The sequence below is a fragment of the Metabacillus mangrovi genome, assembly GCF_009711125.1.
Classification (GTDB): Bacteria; Bacillota; Bacilli; order Bacillales; family Bacillaceae; genus Metabacillus_B; species Metabacillus_B mangrovi.
In genome coordinates this window covers 528,720-547,908 of the sequence record NZ_WMIB01000001.1, presented here as the reverse complement: position 1 = coordinate 547,908, position 19,189 = coordinate 528,720, and the positions used below count along the sequence as shown (strand labels likewise).

Annotated in this window: 16 protein-coding genes; 13 read left to right on the top strand and 3 right to left on the bottom strand. The window is 49.0% G+C overall.

Annotated features, from left to right (window positions below; translation table 11 throughout):
* Window positions 1-376 precede the first annotated feature (376 nt).
* Complete coding sequence (spo0A, locus tag GKZ89_RS02905; RefSeq protein ID WP_162356395.1) at window positions 377-1,168, top strand: sporulation transcription factor Spo0A; 792 nt, start codon at window positions 377-379, stop codon at window positions 1,166-1,168.
* A 337-nt stretch (window positions 1,169-1,505) separates the two neighbouring features.
* Window positions 1,506-2,240 (top strand): glycerophosphodiester phosphodiesterase, encoded by a 735-nt coding sequence (locus GKZ89_RS02900; protein ID WP_155110849.1) that lies wholly within the window; start codon window positions 1,506-1,508, stop codon window positions 2,238-2,240.
* Window positions 2,241-2,301: 61 nt separating this feature from the next.
* Here the strand turns inward: GKZ89_RS02900 and GKZ89_RS02895 are convergent, their stop codons facing one another.
* On the bottom strand, window positions 2,302-2,538 hold the full coding sequence (locus GKZ89_RS02895; protein ID WP_155110848.1) for a DUF2627 domain-containing protein: 237 nt from the start codon (window positions 2,536-2,538) through the stop codon (window positions 2,302-2,304).
* Between the two features lie 154 nt (window positions 2,539-2,692).
* Between GKZ89_RS02895 and GKZ89_RS02890 the strand changes: the two genes are divergently transcribed.
* The 8 genes from GKZ89_RS02890 (at window position 2,693) to GKZ89_RS02855 (ending at window position 12,828) form a co-directional block, all read left to right on the top strand.
* Window positions 2,693-4,759 carry a sigma-54 interaction domain-containing protein gene (locus tag GKZ89_RS02890; RefSeq protein WP_155110847.1) on the top strand — a complete coding sequence of 689 codons (2,067 nt, stop codon included), beginning with the start codon at window positions 2,693-2,695 and terminating at the stop codon, window positions 4,757-4,759.
* Between the two features lie 129 nt (window positions 4,760-4,888).
* Window positions 4,889-5,779: a phosphate butyryltransferase gene (gene yqiS / locus GKZ89_RS02885; RefSeq protein ID WP_155110846.1), complete on the top strand. Its 891-nt coding sequence runs from the start codon at window positions 4,889-4,891 to the stop codon at window positions 5,777-5,779.
* A gap of 29 nt (window positions 5,780-5,808) precedes the next feature.
* A complete protein-coding gene (bcd, locus tag GKZ89_RS02880) occupies window positions 5,809-6,903 on the top strand; it encodes a branched-chain amino acid dehydrogenase (protein WP_155110845.1) in 1,095 nt (364 codons plus the stop codon).
* A 42-nt stretch (window positions 6,904-6,945) separates the two neighbouring features.
* On the top strand, window positions 6,946-8,055 hold the full coding sequence (gene buk / locus GKZ89_RS02875) for a butyrate kinase (protein WP_155110844.1): 1,110 nt from the start codon (window positions 6,946-6,948) through the stop codon (window positions 8,053-8,055).
* Between the two features lie 17 nt (window positions 8,056-8,072).
* The gene (lpdA, locus tag GKZ89_RS02870) at window positions 8,073-9,494 is read left to right on the top strand and encodes a dihydrolipoyl dehydrogenase (RefSeq protein ID WP_155110843.1); all 1,422 of its coding nucleotides are present in this window, start codon (window positions 8,073-8,075) and stop codon (window positions 9,492-9,494) included.
* 19 nt (window positions 9,495-9,513) lie between these two features.
* Window positions 9,514-10,506 (top strand): thiamine pyrophosphate-dependent dehydrogenase E1 component subunit alpha, encoded by a 993-nt coding sequence (locus GKZ89_RS02865; protein WP_155110842.1) that lies wholly within the window; start codon window positions 9,514-9,516, stop codon window positions 10,504-10,506.
* Between the two features lie 12 nt (window positions 10,507-10,518).
* Window positions 10,519-11,502: an alpha-ketoacid dehydrogenase subunit beta gene (locus GKZ89_RS02860; protein ID WP_155110841.1), complete on the top strand. Its 984-nt coding sequence runs from the start codon at window positions 10,519-10,521 to the stop codon at window positions 11,500-11,502.
* A gap of 30 nt (window positions 11,503-11,532) precedes the next feature.
* The gene (locus GKZ89_RS02855; RefSeq protein WP_155110840.1) at window positions 11,533-12,828 is read left to right on the top strand and encodes a dihydrolipoamide acetyltransferase family protein; all 1,296 of its coding nucleotides are present in this window, start codon (window positions 11,533-11,535) and stop codon (window positions 12,826-12,828) included.
* A gap of 69 nt (window positions 12,829-12,897) precedes the next feature.
* Here GKZ89_RS02855 and GKZ89_RS02850 read toward each other — a convergent pair whose 3' ends face one another.
* Window positions 12,898-13,071 (bottom strand): hypothetical protein, encoded by a 174-nt coding sequence (locus tag GKZ89_RS02850; RefSeq protein WP_155110839.1) that lies wholly within the window; start codon window positions 13,069-13,071, stop codon window positions 12,898-12,900.
* Window positions 13,072-13,108: 37 nt separating this feature from the next.
* A complete protein-coding gene (locus GKZ89_RS02845) occupies window positions 13,109-14,005 on the bottom strand; it encodes a YegS/Rv2252/BmrU family lipid kinase (protein WP_162356447.1) in 897 nt (298 codons plus the stop codon).
* 169 nt (window positions 14,006-14,174) lie between these two features.
* Here GKZ89_RS02845 and GKZ89_RS02840 point away from each other — a divergent pair, with 169 nt between their 5' ends.
* The 3 genes from GKZ89_RS02840 to meaB are packed head-to-tail and all read left to right on the top strand — an operon-like array spanning window position 14,175 to window position 19,161.
* A complete protein-coding gene (locus GKZ89_RS02840) occupies window positions 14,175-16,004 on the top strand; it encodes a methylmalonyl-CoA mutase family protein (RefSeq protein WP_155110837.1) in 1,830 nt (609 codons plus the stop codon).
* Entirely contained in the window at window positions 16,004-18,154 is a 2,151-nt protein-coding gene (gene scpA / locus GKZ89_RS02835) for a methylmalonyl-CoA mutase (protein ID WP_155110836.1), read from the top strand. Before GKZ89_RS02840 ends, scpA begins: the two co-directional genes overlap by 1 nt.
* On the top strand, window positions 18,151-19,161 hold the full coding sequence (gene meaB / locus GKZ89_RS02830; protein ID WP_155110835.1) for a methylmalonyl Co-A mutase-associated GTPase MeaB: 1,011 nt from the start codon (window positions 18,151-18,153) through the stop codon (window positions 19,159-19,161). Before scpA ends, meaB begins: the two co-directional genes overlap by 4 nt.
* The last annotated feature ends 28 nt before the right edge of the window (window positions 19,162-19,189 follow it).

Here is a 19,189-nt window from a genome sequence, read left to right as displayed (position 1 = left end):
GGAACCTTAAACAGAAATCTCTTCAAAGCATGCTGTTTTAGCAAGGTACTGTTGCCGTATGCCATCTTTTCCAAGGCTCGAATCCCAGTCGATGGTGACTTGCACAGGCGCTGGCACAACAATTTGATTTTCCCCTTTATTTATCCGTCTGGATTGGTTACAATATCCATAGAAAGATTTTTCGACATCATTATCTGAAAATTAAAAAGTCAAATTGCATATATAGTCGAAATTGTGAGTAAAATGCAGAAAAACAGAGATATATTTAAATTTCCGTTTTTTTTCTAAAAATAAGAGGGTTTTATTCACGATTGTCGAAAACTTCTTTTAGATGACCATCACTATTTTGGGAATTGAAGACTGGGGAGGAATAATGGTGAATAAAATCAAAGTGTGTATAGTGGATGATAACCGGGAATTGGTAGGACTTCTGGAAGAGTTTATTTCCGGACAGAATGACATGGAAGTGCAAGGTGTGGCTTATAATGGCCAGGAATGTCTGCAAATGCTGGAAGAAAAGAAGCCGGATGTGCTGGTTCTTGACATCATCATGCCGCACTTGGACGGGCTTGCCGTTTTGGAAAAGCTCAGAGACCTCAATCTGGAGAAACAGCCGAATGTAATCATGCTGACTGCTTTCGGCCAGGAAGACGTTACGAAAAAAGCGGTTGATCTAGGCGCGTCTTATTTCATCCTTAAGCCGTTTGACATGGAAAACCTTGCAAGCCACATCCGCCAGGTAAGCGGCAACGCAGCACCGGTCATGAAGCGTTCATCCAACTCCATCCTCAGCTCAAAACCTGAAAATAAAACACGCAATCTGGACGCGAACATTACTAGCATTATCCATGAGATTGGTGTACCTGCTCATATTAAAGGGTACCTTTACCTGCGTGAAGCTATTTCGATGGTCTACAACGATATCGAACTTTTAGGTTCCATCACGAAGGTTCTTTATCCGGATATCGCCAAAAAATACAATACCACTGCAAGCCGTGTAGAGCGGGCAATCCGCCATGCGATTGAAGTAGCATGGAGCCGCGGAAACATTGAATCCATCTCTTCCCTGTTCGGCTACACCGTAAGCATGACGAAAGCGAAGCCGACCAACTCCGAATTCATCGCGATGGTTGCCGATAAGCTTCGATTGGAGCATATGGCCAGCTGAATGGTATAGAAGAGTGAACGGTAGCCTGTCCCACTAAAAGGACAGGCTGCCGTTTTTTTTTGTTTAGTGAGCTGCCGCTGCACCTGATTTGCCGTTAAGGCACTCAGGCTTTTTTGCGAAACTGAGAAAATATTCCCAAGATAAATTACCTAAATTGCACAAATTCAAAATCAAATTTTGAAGTGCCGGATCTTTGCGATAGACATCCTGTCAGAAAGCCGCGTCATTATTTGAATTGTCATTTTGTTATTCTGCAAGGGGGACTTGACACCCGTTTTTATTACCCCTAAAAGTGGTATACACTAAAAAGGACGAATACCAGAAAGCAGGTGAAGGAATGACACTAATATTTGGACACCGCGGATCAGCTGGAACCATGCCGGAGAACACGATGATTTCTTTTCAGGAGGCCATAGATGCCGGTGCAGATGGAATCGAATTGGATGTGCATTTAACGAAGGATCATATTCCGGTCGTGATTCATGATGAAACACTTGACCGTACGACAAGCGGAACGGGCAATGTGAACAGCCAGCTGGCTGAAGAGCTTGTTTTACTGGATGCCAGTGCAGAGTTTCCGGAGTTTAAGGGCAAGGCGCCGATTCCGCTGCTGGAAGAAGTGCTGGAATGGGCTGCTTCCGGTGATTCCCGTTTTATTGTAAATATTGAATTGAAAAACAACATTATTGAATACAGCGGCTTGGAAGAGAAGGTTATTGCTTTAGTGAAAAAATTCGATCTGGATGAAAGAGTCATCCTTTCATCGTTCAATCATGGCAGCATGGTTCAGGCTTTAAAGATTGAACCGCGAATTGAGACGGCGCTTTTATACAGTGATGGGATTTATAAGCCAAACGATTACGCGCGCCGTGCCGGGGCAAAGGCTATTCATCCCCTGCTGCGGACAGTAAAGGATGAGCTGATCCGCCAATCGAGGGAAAGCAGCGTTTCTGTCAGACCCTTTACTGTTAACAGCGATGAGGATATGAAAAGGCTGATTGAATGGGAAACCTCTGCTTTCTTTACAGATTTTCCGGAAAAAGCAGTGCAAATCCGAAAAAGTTTATCCTGACAGCTTTCGGTGTCAACAGACGAAAAAAGCAGGCACTCCTTATTTAGGGATTGCCTGCTTTTCAGCGTTTAACGAATTTTTTCTGCACCTTGTTATGCTTCCTGTCGCGGTAGAAGATAAACCCGGCCACAAATCCGAGTCCCCCCAGGAAAAGAAGGAGCCCTATCAGAAACTGAAGGAGTAGAGAAGGGATGGGCGGCTGCAGAATGCCGAAAAAAAGATCTCTCATCAGTTTTATGCCGTAAGCAGCCATCACCCCAGGAATTAAAACGACGATCAGCGCTAGTATTCTGGACATTTTGTAACCCTTTCCATTCGCTTTGGATAAGTATATTTTTTGCTTTTAAAAAAGATTTGTCAAGGTGAAAATGTATGCTATGATGAATTTGTGCAATTTTTTGCAAATTCAATTGGGTACCTTGAAAAAATTTTCATGCTAAAAGGGGATGGGTATGCAAAACGTGCTGCTGATTGGAGCGGGTGAAGGCGGGACCGCTTTACTGAAAATGATCGTTGAAACGAAGATAATGGAAGCCGCCGCTGTTGCTGACTTGAATCAGCATGCACCGGGAATGGAATATGCCCGCAGCAAAGGAATTAAAACGGGATCAGATTGGAAACAGCTGCTGACAGATGAAATTGATGTCATCATTGAAGCGACCGGTGACCCTGATGTCCAGGAAGAGCTTGTGCGGATCAAACAGCAAAAGGTCATTCTTATCCCTTCTTCGGCTGCTCTCATCATTTCCCGGCTGATCGCTGAAAAAGAACAGCTGATCACCAGGCTGCGGGAACAAACCAATAAATATACGACCATTTTTGATGCAACCAATGATGGAATGATTGTGATTGATGACAATGAGAGCATTATTTTATTTAATAGAATGGCAGAAAATATGACAGGTTACATGAGAAATCACGTTCTCGGAAAGAAAATAAGAGAGGTGATTCCATCGACCAGGCTTCCGGAAGTGCTCTATAACCGGGAACCCGAGTTCAACCAGGAGCAGCTGCTAGAAAACGGGCTGAAAATTATAGCGACCAGAATCCCGATCCTGAACGAGGATGGAACGTTGAGGGGGGCGCTCTCCTTGTTTAAAGATATAACAGAAGCGAAGCAGCTCGCTGAGGAAATGACGAACTTGCGGGAAGTTCAGACGATGCTTACTGCAATTATCCAGTCTTCTGATGAAGCGATAACGGTCGTCGATGAGAAAGGCCGGGGCATTCTAGTCAATCCTGCGTATACGAGGATGACGGGGCTCGCGGAAAATGAAATTATCGGCCATCCTGCTACAGCGGATATATCCGAGGGGGAAAGCATGCATTTAAAAGTGCTCCAGACAAGGCGTCCTGTACGGGGAGTAAGGATGAAGGTCGGCAGCAGCAGCAAAGATGTGCTCGTGAATGTTGCTCCTGTCATTGTAGACGGCAAACTCAAAGGAAGTGTTGGAGTCATTCACGATGTATCAGAGATCAAAACGCTGACAGCTGAGCTGAACAGGGCCCGCCAGATCATACGGACACTGGAAGCGAAATATACCTTTCAGGATATTATAGGAGAGAGCGAGGAAATGAAGCTTGCCATCGAACAGGCGAAGCTTGGAGCACGAACACCGGCTACTGTGCTGCTCCGGGGGGAGTCGGGAACCGGGAAAGAGCTGTTCGCTCATGCTATACATAATGAAAGCGATCGAAAATACGGGAAATTTATCCGTGTGAACTGTGCGGCAATAGCCGAAAATCTGCTGGAGAGCGAGCTTTTCGGCTATGAAGATGGCGCTTTTTCCGGTGCAAGAAGGGGCGGAAAAAAAGGGTTTTTTGAAGAGGCGAATAACGGGAGCATCTTTCTGGATGAAATCGGAGAGCTTTCCCCGCATATGCAGGCGAAGCTTCTAAGAGTACTGCAGGAGAAGGAGATCGTCCGGGTTGGCGGGACAAAACCTGTGTCCATAAATGTCAGGGTCATCGCAGCCACTAACATTAAAATAGAAAAAGCCATGTCAGACGGCACGTTCAGAGAAGATCTGTATTACCGGCTGAACCGGTATCCGATCTCTATTCCGCCGCTTCGGCAGAGAAAAGGGGACATTGCGCCGCTCTGCAGCCATTTAATCCGCAAGATCAATCAGGATTACGGAAAAAGTATAGATGAAACAGACCCTGAGGCCGCGAAAGTTTTATATGAGCATGATTGGCCGGGCAACGTCAGGGAATTTGAGAACATCCTGGGGAGGGCGATGATTTTTATGCATCCTTCTGAGCGGGTGATCAAAAAAGAACACCTTCCTGATTTTGTAGCCCGAAAACGGCAGAAGCCTGAAGCGGATCACCAGCCGGCCTCAGCAGGAATGACGTTATCGGAGGCTGTGGAGAAAACGGAACAGGATGTCATCAAAGCGGCGCTTGCCGATTTCGGGTATAATCGGACGCAGACGGCAAAATTCCTCGGGATCAGTTTAAGAAGCTTGTACTATAAAATGGAAAAGTACAACATTGCAAATAGTAGCATGCAATAAATTGCAAGTGTGCAAAAAAATGCATAGTTCTTATTTGTACAAAGCTTGGTATCTCCGGCTTTTCGTGCTGGCACGCTTTTTGCTAGTAAGAAAACGGGCGCAGAATTTTCTAAAGAGGGTGAATCAAGCATGAAGTTACAAACAGTTCTTGAAAAAGCCGCCGGTTTGCAAAGAAAGAGAATAGCCGTTGCTTCGGCAGACGATTATGAAATTGCGGAGATGGTCCGGCAGGCAATGGAGTACGGCATCCATGATTTTCTGCTTATTGGAGACGAAGCCGGAATTTATCGCATTCTGGAGGAGAAAAAAATCAGCGGGAGCTCTCTTGAGATTGTTCATGCAGGTTCTCCTGCCGATGCCGCACGGATCGCCGTCCAGGCAGTCCATGCGAAAGAAGCGGATGTGTTAATGAAAGGAAGCCTGCCTACTGCAGTCCTGATGAAAGAAGTTCTGAATAAAGAGTATGGACTTCGGACGGGACAGATTTTGTCTCATGTAGCAGCTTTTGAAGTGCCCCTCTATGACCGCCTGATTTTTATTACAGACGTTGCGATGAATATCAATCCTGATCTTCAGCAGAAGGTTCAGATCACGGCGAATGCAGTCAGGGCCGCCAGTAAGCTCGGTGTCGACCTGCCTAAAGTCGCTCCGGTCGCTGCAGTAGAAATGGTGAATCCGTCTATGCAGGCTACTGTGGATGCGGCAAGCCTCACCCAGATGAACCGGAGGGGCCAGATAAAAGGATGCCTGATTGACGGACCGATGGCGCTGGATATCGCGGTCTCCACTGAAGCTGCCCGGCATAAAGGGATAGGCGGAGAGGTAGCCGGACAGGCTGATATCCTGCTGATGCCGAATATGGAAGCGGGCAACGTCTTCTATAAATCCCTCATTTATTTTGCAGGGGGCAAGGTTGGAGGAATAATTGCAGGGGCTTCCGCTCCAATTGTTTTAACGAGCAGGTCAGATTCGGCTGAAAGCAAGCTGTATTCGCTTGCCATGGCCATTTGCACAGCCTAACTAATACATAAACCAGGGAGGATAACACAATGGAACTTTTTAAATATATGGAGATGTATGACTACGAGCAGGTCGTATTCTGCCAGGATAAACAATCCGGACTAAAAGCGATTATTGCGATTCATGATACAACACTCGGACCGGCACTGGGCGGGACGCGCATGTGGACTTATGATTCAGAAGAAGCTGCAGTAGAAGATGCACTGCGCCTTGCACGGGGCATGACCTATAAAAATGCCGCAGCAGGCCTAAACCTCGGCGGAGGTAAAACAGTCATCATCGGAGACCCGAGAAAAGATAAAAATGAAGAAATGTTCCGTGCTTTCGGCCGTTACATTCAAGGATTGAACGGAAGATACATTACAGCAGAGGACGTTGGCACAACGGTTGCCGATATGGATATTATTCATGAGGAAACGAGTTTTGTAACCGGAATATCTCCAGCCTTCGGTTCTTCAGGGAATCCGTCACCTGTCACTGCTTTCGGTGTGTACAGAGGGATGAAGGCCGCAGCCAAAGAAGCTTTCGGAACAGACTCACTTGAAGGGAAAGTGATCGCTGTACAGGGAGTCGGGAACGTTGCCTTCAACCTGTGCCGTTATCTGAATGAAGAAGGCGCCCAGCTGATTGTCACGGATATCAACAAAGAAGCTGTTCAGCGGGCAGTGGAAGAATTCGGGGCAAAAGCGGTGGATCCAAACGAAATTTATAGTGTGGATTGTGATATTTATGCGCCATGTGCACTTGGGGCAACCATCAATGACGATACCATTCCGCAGCTGAAGGCACGTGTCATTGCCGGCGCAGCCAATAACCAGCTGAAGGAAACGCGTCATGGTGACACGATTCATGAAATGGGAATCGTGTATGCGCCTGATTACGTAATCAATGCAGGTGGAGTGATCAATGTCGCGGATGAGCTGTATGGCTACAACCGGGACCGGGCTCTGAAAAAAGTGGAAGGGATCTACAGCAACATTGAAAGCGTCGTTGAAATTGCGAAGCGCGACCGCATCCCGACTTATAAAGCAGCAGACCGTCTGGCAGAGGAAAGAATCGCCCGCATGAAGAACTCAAGAAGCCAGTTCCTGCAAAATGGACACCATATTTTAAGCCGCAGATAAGCAATTTACAACCTGGTTTAAGCAGAAACGGAGGATCTTCCTTTGCAAGACAAAGAATATCGGATATTAGTGATCAACCCAGGATCCACTTCGACCAAAATCGGCGTTTATGATTCCAGCCGGCCTATTTTTGAAAAAACAATCAGACACAGTACGGGAGAATTAAGCAGCTTTCCCACCATTATAAGCCAGCAGTCTTTTCGTAAAAAAACCATTCTCGAAGCGATGGATGAAGAAGGGGTCAACATCTCCAAGCTCTCTGCCGTATGCGGCAGAGGCGGACTGCTGAGGCCGATCGAGGGCGGAACGTACGAAGTGAACGGCCCGATGATCAAGGATCTTGAGCGGGGTTATGCCGGACAGCATGCTTCAAACCTCGGGGGAATCATCGCCAGGGAAATCGCTTCCGGCCTGAACATTCCGGCCTTTATAGTAGACCCGGTCGTTGTAGATGAAATGGAGCCGATCGCTAAAATTTCCGGAATGCCTTCGATCGAGCGGAAAAGCATCTTTCATGCATTGAATCAAAAAGCAATGGCAAGAAAGGCAGCCGGCCTCCATGGGAAGAAGTATGAAGAAATGAACTTGATCGTCACCCACATGGGCGGCGGGATCACAGTCGGCGTTCACAAAAACGGAAAAGTTACGGACGTTAATAACGGACTGCACGGTGACGGCCCATTCAGTCCGGAGCGTGCCGGAACCGTGCCTGCGGGTGATTTAATCGCGATGTGCTTCTCCGGTGACTTTTACCGTGAAGAGGTCATGAAAAAACTCGTCGGGCAGGGCGGAATGGTCGGATATCTCGGGACAAATGATGCTGTTAGAGCAGAAAAAATGATTGAAGCAGGAGATCAAAAGGCGAAACTGGTGATGGAAGCCATGGCTTATCAGGTAGGGAAAGAGATTGGAGCCGCCAGTGCAGTACTGAAAGGAAAGGTCGATGCGATCGTCCTGACCGGAGGACTCGCACACGGCAAAAGATTCACTTCCCTTATTTCAAGCCATGTTGACTGGATTGCAGACGTGCTGATCTTCCCGGGTGAAAATGAACTGCAGGCTTTGGCTGAAGGGGCGCTCCGCGTCCTGACAGGAGAGGAAACAGCAAAAGAATACCCGGGTGCCTTAAAAGCCGCTAAGATATTCGGATAGCAGGAGGGAGTTAGATCATGGCAACAGAATATGACCTCGTAATCGTCGGAGGGGGTACAGGCGGATATGTCGCAGCGATCCGTGCCTCTCAGCTTGGCTTGAAAACAGCCATCGTGGAAAAAGGAAACCTTGGCGGAACATGCCTTCATGCCGGCTGCATTCCAAGCAAAGCACTTTTAAGAAGTGCGGAAGTGTATGCCCAGGCTAAAAAATCAGAAGAGTTTGGGGTTACTGTCTCAGGCGTGGAGCTGAACTTCACGAAAGTGCAGGAGCGCAAACAGGGGATAGTGGATCAGCTGCATAAAGGGGTCCGGCATTTGATGAAGCAGGGAAAAATTGATGTGTACGAAGGACTTGGCAGAATTCTGGGTCCCTCCATCTTTTCCCCGATGCCTGGAACCATCTCAGTAGAAATGAATGATGGCACAGAGAATGAAATGCTCATTCCTAAAAATGTGATTGTCGCTACAGGCTCACGGCCACGCTCGCTTCCGGGATTGGAGCCTGACGGCGAGGCGGTCCTGACATCTGATCATGCGCTGAAACTTGAAGAGCTGCCGAAATCGATAATCATCGTCGGCGGTGGCGTGATCGGGATCGAATGGGCATCCATGCTCTCCGATTTTGGAGTTGCGGTTACGGTACTGGAATTCGCAGACCGGATTATCCCTTTGGAGGATGCTGAAATCTCCAAGGAAATGGAGCGTCTGATGAAGAAAAAAGGCGTTCAAGTCATTACCGGTGCAAAGGTGCTTCCTGAAACGCTGCAGAAGGGCAATGGGCTGTCAGTAGAAGCGGAGCTAAACGGTTCCCGCCAAACCTTTGAAGCGGAAAAAATGCTCGTATCTGTCGGGCGCCAGGCAAACGTTGAAGGGATAGGCCTTGAAAACACAGATATCGTGGTTGAAAAAGGTTTTATCAAAGTTAATGCGCACATGCAAACGAAGGAGTCCCATATTTATGCGATCGGTGATGTAAACGGAGGCCTTCAGCTCGCTCATGTTGCTTCCCATGAAGGGATCAAAGCAGTGGAGCACATTACAGGTCTGAACCCTGAGCCGATCGATTATTCCCTAGTTTCCAAATGCATCTATTCCACTCCGGAAGCAGCAAGTGTCGGACTGACGGAAGAAGAAGCGAAGAAAAACGGGCATGAAGTTAAGACCGGCAAGTTTTCGTTCCGGGCGATCGGCAAAGCGCTCGTGTTTGGGGAGTCGGATGGTTTTGTAAAAATTGTAGCCGACAAAAACACCGATGACATTCTCGGTGTCCATATGATCGGCCCGCATGTGACGGATATGATTTCCGAAGCGGGACTTGCCCGTGTCCTGGATGCAACCCCATGGGAGGTCGGAAGCACGATTCATCCGCACCCGACATTGTCTGAAGCAATAGGGGAAGCAGCTCTTGCTGTAGACGGCAATGCCATTCACAGCTGAACAAATAGGAGGGATTACAATGGCTGAAAATCGTCATGCCGCACTTGGGCTCTCTGATGAACAAGTGCTTGAAATGTATAAAACCATGGTTATGGCCAGAAAAATTGATGAACGGATGTGGCTGCTGAACCGTTCCGGGAAAATTCCGTTCGTGATTTCCTGTCAGGGACAGGAGGCCGCCCAAGTCGGTGCAGCCTTTGCCCTTGACCGCGAAAAGGACTACGTCCTTCCATACTACCGTGATATGGGAGTGGTCCTCACCTTTGGAATGACAGCAAAAGACTTGATGCTCTCCGGTTTTGCCAAAGCGGAAGACCCGAATTCAGGCGGCAGGCAGATGCCGGGCCATTTCGGACAGAAATCGAACCGGATCGTTACCGGCTCCTCTCCTGTTACAACGCAGGTTCCGCATGCAGTTGGAATCGCCCTTGCAGGCAGAATGGAGAAAAAAGACATCGTCACGTTTGTTACTTTTGGAGAAGGCTCTTCCAACCAGGGGGATTTTCACGAAGGAGCGAACTTCGCAGGCGTACATAAGCTTCCGGTCATCTTTATGTGTGAAAACAATAAATATGCCATCTCTGTCCCGTATGAAAAACAGGTAGCAGCCAAATATGTGTCTGACCGTGCCATCGGGTACGGCATGCCGGGCTTTACGATTGATGGCAATGATCCGCTTGAAGTGTATAAAGCAGTAAAAGAAGCGGCAGACCGCGGCCGCCGCGGCGAGGGTCCGACTCTTATCGAAACGATCTCCTACCGTCTGACGCCTCACTCCAGTGATGATGATGACCGGAGCTACAGAGAGCAGGAAGAAGTGGCGGAAGCGAAGAAAAACGATCCGAACGCAAAGTTCGCTGATTATTTAAAGGGCTGCGGCGTGCTGACGGAAGAAATCGACCAGACGATTCAAGCTGAAATCATGAAGACAATAAATGAAGCCACAGACTATGCCGAGAATGCTGCTTATGCAGATCCGGAGTCAGCGCTTAAGCATGTATATGCGGAGTAAGGAGGAGACAAAATGGCCGTTATATCTTATATAGATGCTGTTACGATGGCAATGCGCGAAGAAATGGAACGCGATGAGAAGGTCTTTGTATTAGGGGAAGATGTAGGAAAAAAAGGCGGCGTATTCAAAGCGACCTTCGGCTTGTACGATCAGTTCGGGGAAGAACGCGTCATTGACACACCGCTTGCCGAATCCGCGATTGCCGGAGTTGGAATCGGGGCGGCAATGTACGGGATGAGACCGATCGCTGAAATGCAGTTTGCCGATTTTATCATGCCAGCCGTGAACCAGATCGTATCGGAAGCAGCAAAAATCAGGTATCGTTCGAACAATGACTGGAGCTGTCCGATTGTCATCCGTGCACCATATGGCGGGGGAGTTCACGGTGCTCTGTACCACTCCCAGTCCGTTGAAGCTCTTTTTGCCAATACTCCCGGCCTGAAAATTGTGATGCCTTCTACTCCGTACGATGTAAAAGGTCTCTTAAAAGCAGCCATCCGGGATGAAGATCCGGTCCTCTTTTTCGAGCATAAACGGGCCTACCGTCTGATTAAAGGAGAAGTGCCGGCGGATGATTACGTTCTGCCGATCGGCAAGGCGGATGTGAAAAGAGAAGGGGAGGATATCACGGTCATCACTTACGGACTGTGCGTCCATTTTGCCCTGCAGGCCGCTGAGCGGCTTGCCCAGGACGGCATTTCCGTCCACATTCTCGATTTGCGGACCGTCTACCCGCTCGACAAAGAGGCGATTATGGAAGCTGCTTCAAAAACAGGCAAAGTCCTGCTTTTGACAGAGGATAACAAAGAGGGCAGCATCATGAGTGAAGTGTCAGCCATTATCGCAGAAAACTGCCTGTTTGACCTTGATGCGCCTGTTATGAGACTTGCCGGGCCGGATGTGCCAGCCATGCCGTACGCTCCTACGATGGAAAAGTATTTTATGGTGAATCCGGATAAAGTGGAAGCGTCCATGAGAAAGCTTGCAGAATTTTAAGGCGAATCGATTAAAAAAGGAGTGCCGATAATGGGAATGGAACAAATGACCATGCCCCAGCTTGGGGAAAGTGTAACAGAAGGGACCATCAGCAAATGGCTCGTATCGGTCGGGGATCATGTAAACAAATACGATCCGATTGCTGAAGTGATGACGGATAAAGTAAATGCAGAAGTACCTTCTTCATTTACAGGCATCATTAAAGAACTCTCTGCCGAAGAGGGTGACACACTGGAAGTTGGCCAGGTGATCTGCAAGGTGGAAGTGGATGGCGGCGGTGCGCAAGAAACAGCAACGCCTCCTTCACAAGAAGAGCCGGCAGCAGGAGCGGGTACAGACCCGTCAGAAGCTGATTCTGACCAATCTGCCAAGAAACGGTACTCGCCAGCCGTCCTTCGCCTCGCCCAAGACAATGGAATTGATCTTGAGCAGGTAAACGGGTCGGGAGCCGGCGGCAGAATTACGAGAAAAGACCTGCAGCAGCTGATTGACAGCGGCTCTGCACCGAAGGCCGGATCAGAGACCAAAAAGGCAGCACAGCCGGAACCGGTTCAGGCCAAGCAGGAGCAGCCTGCCGCTCAGGAGCCTAAAAAGCAGCAAGCTGCCGCGCCATCTGCAACACCTGGAGATATTGAAATTCCACTCACGGGAGTGCGGAAAGCCATTGCTGCCAATATGCTGAGAAGCAAGCACGAAGCGCCGCATGCATGGACTATGGTCGAAGTGGATGTCACGAACCTGGTGGAATACAGGGGGTCCATAAAAGATGAGTTTAAGAAGAAAGAAGGCTTTAATTTGACCTTCTTCGCCTTCTTTGTAAAAGCTGTTTCCCAGGCCTTAAAGGAATTCCCGCAAATGAATTCCATGTGGGCGGGAGACAAGATCATTCAGAAAAAAGACATCAACCTTTCCATCGCCGTTGCCACGGACGACGCCTTGTTCGTACCGGTCATCAAGCAGGCGGATGAGAAAACCATCAAAGGCATCGCCCGGGAAATCACCGAGCTTGCCGGCAAAGTGCGGAGCGGCAAGCTGGGATCAGATGACATGAAGGGTGGAACATTCACGGTTAACAACACCGGCTCCTTCGGTTCGGTCCAATCGATGGGCATCATCAATTACCCGCAGGCAGCCATCCTGCAGGTCGAGTCTATCGTCAAACGTCCGGTCGTCATGAACAACGGCATGATCGCAGTCAGAGACATGGTCAACCTTTGTCTTTCCCTCGATCATCGCGTACTCGACGGGCTCGTTTGTGGCCGGTTCCTTGCACGCGTGAAAGAAATCCTTGAAAACATCTCAAAAGAGAATACATCCGTTTATTAAGAAAAAAGGAAGGCGCCGACGGCAGCCTTCCTTTTTTGTGTGAGAGAACTTCTTGTCTTGGATGATGAATTAGGCTGATGCGGCATCATTCCGGATGCCCTCTACTAGCTGGGTGCCGAATAGCTTCGCTAAATTGTCGAATAGCACTTTTATGCTGTCGAATTGCTCAACTATGATGTCGAATAACACATTTACACTGTCGAATTGATCAATTATAATGTCAAATAATGATTCTCCATCCAACCTCTGTCACACCTGCTGTACACCTCTCCAAACATCCTTATTTGTTTTCCGGCACTAAAAACTCCATATGTTGATTGAGTACGGTAATCTGTTCGGGTGTACCTGAGTACACTTCTCCGTCCGTGTCTGCCTTCATAGGATGGTCTGTTGTGATTTCGATTTGCTTTGCTGTGTAATGGAGCAGGTCTGAAGTGCTGTTGTCCCATTGGGAAGAATCCTTCATTGATAACAGCTCCCGGATTGCAGCAAGGTTTGTATCCTTTAAGATAAACAGGTCTGCTTTTCCGTCGTCCGGCAGAATCCCGGTATAAGGGAGGGAGTTTGTGCCGATAAACCCTCCGTTTGCGGCAACGACCATGACAGCTTTTCCTTCGTAATGATTGCTGTCAGCCTGTATCCGTACGTCGAATGGTTCCATTTTCTGCACGGTTCTGAAAGCACTTAAAAAATAGCTGATTTTACCGAGCATCGCTTTTTCTGTGTCTACTATATTTGTGGAGGTTTCGGTAATCAAGCCGATTCCCCAGAAATTGAGGAAGTAATGTTCATTTGTTTTCAGCACATCAATTTTTCTTTTCTGCCCGTTTGAGAGAGCTTGAACGGCATCTTTTAGATTGAGAGGGATGCCGAGCGTTCTGGCAAAATCATTGCATGTGCCTCCAGGGAGAATTCCGACTGCAGGCCTGCGTTCAAGGCCTGCCAGACCATTGATGCATTCATGGACCGTTCCATCTCCGCCAAGAATATAGACGGCATCCATCTCTTCGCCGTATTGCTCGCAGAACCGTTTGGCATCGTGCGGTTTTTCTGTCTGCAGGATGAGAAGCTGAGGATATGCGGCTGCAAGCGCCGGTGCCGTGATCTGCAGATTTTTTTCTGTGTTCTTTTGTCCTGCATGTCCGTTAATAATGAGCAATGATTTTTTCATGGCGATCGTCCTTTTTCTACAGATTCACTCTTCTTTTAGTATACCACCGGTCCTCTCTGCAAAAACCACAGCCCGGATTGATGGATGCAATCAGTTATAATACAATAAAGAAGGGGAAGGGACTTATTTTTTATACATAAATGTAAACGCATTCTTTAAGGGGGCCTAAACAGGGATGAGCAGGAATTCAAAGAAACAGCCGCCGTTTCAGGAGAGCACGGAAGAGGAATGGCTGAGTGCTGTTGAAAAAGCGCTTAAAGGAAAGACGGCAGATACACTGGCTGTAAAAACAATTGAAAACATTAAGCTGAAACCGCTTTATACAAAAAGTGATTCTATACATCGGTCAGACCCCGGCATCTTCCCTTATACGAGGGGATCAAAAGAAACCATTGCGATGTGGAAAGCTGCCCAGCCTCTGGACCGCTGCGCCACTGCCGAAGAGCTTGCCAATGCCATTTCTTCGGCAGCAGAAGAGGGATTAAACGCTTTTTCGCTGTCGTCCTTCACTGCGGTTCAGTCGAAGGAAGACTTCAAAACCCTCCTTTCAGCCATAAAGGAGAGCGGTCTGTATTTCTGGATGGATTTTGAAGCTGCCCCCCGCCTGATGCCGGAATTTGCGAAAGCTGCATCAGAACTTGGGGAAGGAGCTGCAGGCTGTGACCCTTATGATGCACTTATGCACGGAAGCATCAAACCGGATGATTTCCGGCAGGTTTTAAATTGGACAGCTGATTTCGCCGATGTTTGCGGAAACCGGAAATCCCTCCTCTTTAAAGGAGAACTGTTTCATGAGGCAGGGGCTAATGCGGTACAGGAGCTTGCTTTCACCTTTGCAAAGGCTGCAGATTACTTGAATTGGATCAAGTATAATGGCCGGTCGGTCCAGGACCATGCAGAGAAAGCGGCCTTCAGTTTCTCTTCAGGTTCAGATTTTTTTATGGAAATCGCGAAGCTAAGGGCGGCGAGGCTGCTCTGGAGCTCTGTTGCTTCTGCATTCGAAGCGGATAAGGAAGCGGGGAGATGTCTGATTCACACAAGTACCTCTTCATATAATAAGTCTTTGTTAGATCCTCATGTCAATCTGCTGCGCACCGCCACGGAGGCTTTTTCAGCAGTGATCGGCAACGCGGATGTGCTTTCGGTTCTGCCGCATGATGCGGAAAGTGGGGGATCAGCTTTTTCTGAACGGATCGCCCGAAACATTCACTATCTTTTAAGTGAAGAGAGTCTTTTATCGAAAGTGAATGATCCCGGAGGCGGCTCTTGGTATATCGAAAAGCTGACCCAGGAGCTTGCAGAGGCAGCCTGGAATAAAGTTCTGGATATCGAAAATGCAGGCGGTTTTGCTGCAGCCCTGGAGGATGGATATTTTCAAAACGAGCTGTCCGGAATGGCGGAAAGCAGGCAGAAAGAACTGAACCGGCAAACCGGCAAGATGATTGGTGTTAATTTTTACAGCAATCCGGAGGACCGGATCCAGCATCAGGTGCCAAAGCGAGCTCCAGGTGAATGGCCGGCATCGGAATTTCAGGAGATGGTCGCTGGTATACAGCCTGAAGGATATAGACAGAAAGGGAAACCTTTTTTTCATGCGGCCAGACTTGCGGAAGGATTTGAGAGATTAAGAGGCTTCGCGCAGGCATTCAAGGACCGGACCGGGTCGGTGCCGCAAGTCCAAATAATCACTTACGGACTGTTAAAGCAGTACAAACCGCGGCTGGATTTTCTGACAGGACTTCTGGCTTCTGGCGGTATAGACGGAAAGGTGATAGCGGATGATGCTGTCGATTTTCATGCTCCCATCTTTTTATGCGGAAGCGATGAAAGCTACCGGGCATATGCTGAACAAATTGGAGAGCTTGCCGGCCGGGCAGGCAGCGGTCTGTACGTCACGGGCAGGCAGCCAGCTGAGCATGTGTTCCCGGCCGAGGAACTGACAGCTGGAATGGACAGGTTTACTTTTTTAGAAAACCTGCAGCGGAAGATGGGGGTGCAGAGCTGATGGAACGAGTGAAACTGACACGTGCACATTTGCAGAAGGAGGCACCTGCCTCAGGCACAGCAGCGGAGGAAGTATTTCAAACGAACGAAAAGATTTCTTTGAAGCAATGGTACAGTAAGGATGACACAGCAGATCTTCAGGATTCTTACCCTGGCATCGCTCCTTTTTTAAGAGGACCTTATGCCACAATGTATGTGAACAGGCCATGGACAATCCGCCAGTATGCCGGTTTTTCCACTGCTGAGGAAAGCAACGCGTTTTACAGGCGGAATCTGGCGATGGGGCAAAAAGGGCTTTCGATCGCATTTGACCTGGCTACCCACCGCGGCTACGATTCGGACCACCCGAGAGTGGAGGGAGATGTCGGAAAAGCCGGTGTGGCCATTGATTCCATCCTCGATATGAAAATTCTTTTCGACGGGATCCCGCTCGATGAGATGAGTGTATCCATGACGATGAACGGCGCAGTGCTTCCAGTAATGGCCTTCTATATAGTGGCTGCAGAGGAGCAGGGAGTTCCGAAAGAGAAGCTTGCCGGAACGATTCAGAATGATATTTTGAAAGAATACATGGTGAGGAACACCTACATCTATCCTCCTGAAATGTCGATGCGAATCATCGGTGATATTTTTACATTTACATCCGAACACATGCCGAAATTTAACAGCATCAGCATCTCGGGCTACCATATGCAGGAGGCTGGGGCACCGAATGATATTGAGCTTGCCTATACACTCGCAGATGGGCTTGAATATGTGCGTGCGGGTCTGAAGGCAGGCCTTGATATCGACGCGTTCGCTCCGAGGCTGTCCTTTTTCTGGGCAATCGGCATGAACTATTTTATGGAAGTGGCAAAAATGAGGGCAGCGAGAAGAATGTGGGCTGAACTCATGAGTCCGTTCCAACCGAAAAACCCAAAATCACTCGCTCTCCGAACACATTCACAGACGTCAGGCTGGAGCCTGACCGAACAGGATCCATTCAATAATGTTGCCCGGACGTGCATCGAAGCCCATGCTGCTGCAATGGGCCACACTCAGTCCCTGCACACGAATGCTCTGGACGAAGCGATCGCCCTGCCGACTGATTTCAGTGCGAGAATCGCGAGAAATACTCAGCTCTACCTTCAAGAGGAAACGGGCATCTGCCGTGTGATCGATCCATGGGGAGGCTCCTATTATGTCGAGTCGCTGACAAATGACTTGATGGATCGGGCATGGGCTCTGATTGAAGAGGTTGAGGAGCTGGGCGGGATGGCAAAAGCGATCGAAACCGGTCTTCCGAAAATGAGAATCGAGGAAGCGGCGGCAAGAAGGCAGGCGAGGATCGATTCAGGCAAAGAGACGATCGTTGGTGTGAACCGGTTCAGGCTAGAGAAGGAAGACGAGCTCGATGTCCTCAATATTGACAATACAGAAGTACGAAAAAAGCAGATCGAGAGGCTTGAAAGGTTAAAAGCAGGCCGGGATGAAACACGATTGCAGGAATCACTGAATGCGATTACCGCGGCAGCGGAAACCGGAGAAGGGAACTTATTGGAGCTCGCTGTTGAGGCAGCCCGGAACAGAGCGACACTCGGGGAGATCTCTTATGCGGTGGAGCGGGTTGCAAAGAGGCATCAGGCTGTTATCCGCTCAGTAAGCGGTGTATACAGCTCTGAATATTCCAGCACGGAAGAGATTGAAGCAGTCAGAAAGGCCGCTGATGAATTTCAGGAGCATGAAGGACGGAGACCGCGGATCCTGATCGCCAAGATGGGGCAGGATGGCCATGACCGCGGAGCCAAAGTCATCGCCACTGCTTTTGCGGACCTGGGATTTGACGTGGATATCGGCCCGCTTTTCCAGACTCCTGCCGAAACAGCGGCACAGGCTGTGGAAAACGATGTGCATGTGGTCGGGATGAGTTCGCTTGCCGCCGGCCATAAGACGCTTCTTCCCAAGCTTAAAGCGGAGCTTGCCAAGCTTGGACGTGAGGATATCCTGATCATTATCGGGGGCGTTATTCCATACGGAGACTATGAATTTTTAAAAGAAAACGGAGCGGCAGCGATTTTCGGGCCCGGCACGGTGATTCCGGCTGCAGCCATGAAGGTCCTTGACAAACTTTATGACGTTCTCGGATATGAGGACGTGAAGGAAGAGATATGAAGAAGAGGAAAGCAGATCCGGTCCCGATCGATGCGGATTTTCTTGCAGCAGGAATCCTCAACGGGGACAGGAAGACGCTCGCCCAGGCGATCACGCTTGTGGAAAGCGGGGCGAAAAGGCATTTTGATGCAGCACAGCTTCTCCTCGAAAAGGTCATTACTAAGCGTACTCCGTCTGTCCGAATTGGCATAACGGGTGTTCCCGGAGCAGGAAAAAGCACGTTTATCGACACCTTTGGCATGTTCTTATGCAGCAGGGGCCATAAAGTAGCGGTTCTCGCTGTCGACCCGACAAGCCATGTTTCCAAAGGCAGCATTCTCGGAGACAAGACGAGAATGGAAAGGCTCTCTGTTCATCCCTCTGCCTTTATCCGCCCTACTCCCTCAAGCGGTACACTCGGCGGTGTCAGCAGGAAGACAAGAGAAACGATGCTGCTATGCGAGGCGGCGGGATTCGATGTGATTCTGATCGAAACGATGGGGGTCGGACAAGGGGAATTTCTCGTCCGCGGGATGGTGGATTTCTTTCTGCTCCTCGTTCTTACAGGAGCAGGGGACGAGCTCCAGACGATGAAAAAGGGGATCATGGAGCTACCCGATTTAGTGGTCGTGAATAAAGCGGACGGCGATAACCTGCCCGCAGCCAGGAAGGCGGTGCAGGAATACAATACGATGCTTCATTTTCTGAAGCCTTATACGGAGGGCTGGACAACGAAAGCAGCTGCTGCGAGCGCTCTGCAGGAAACAGGGATCGAAGAAATCTGGTCATCCGTCGCGGCATTCCGGAATCACACGAAAGAATCCGGTCTTTTCGAATCAAGGAGACGCCTCCAGCACAAGGAATGGCTGCACGAGAGCATAAAAACCGAACTGCTGCATGCGTTTTATGAAAATCCGGAGGTGGACCGGCAGCTGAAGAAAGCAGAGCAGGATATAGCTGAAGAAAGAGCGCCGGTTTCAGCTCTCGTCAAAGAGCTGGTCGACACCTTTCTTAATAACAAAAACTGAAACGGCCTGTTTGCCGAAACCGTGCCAA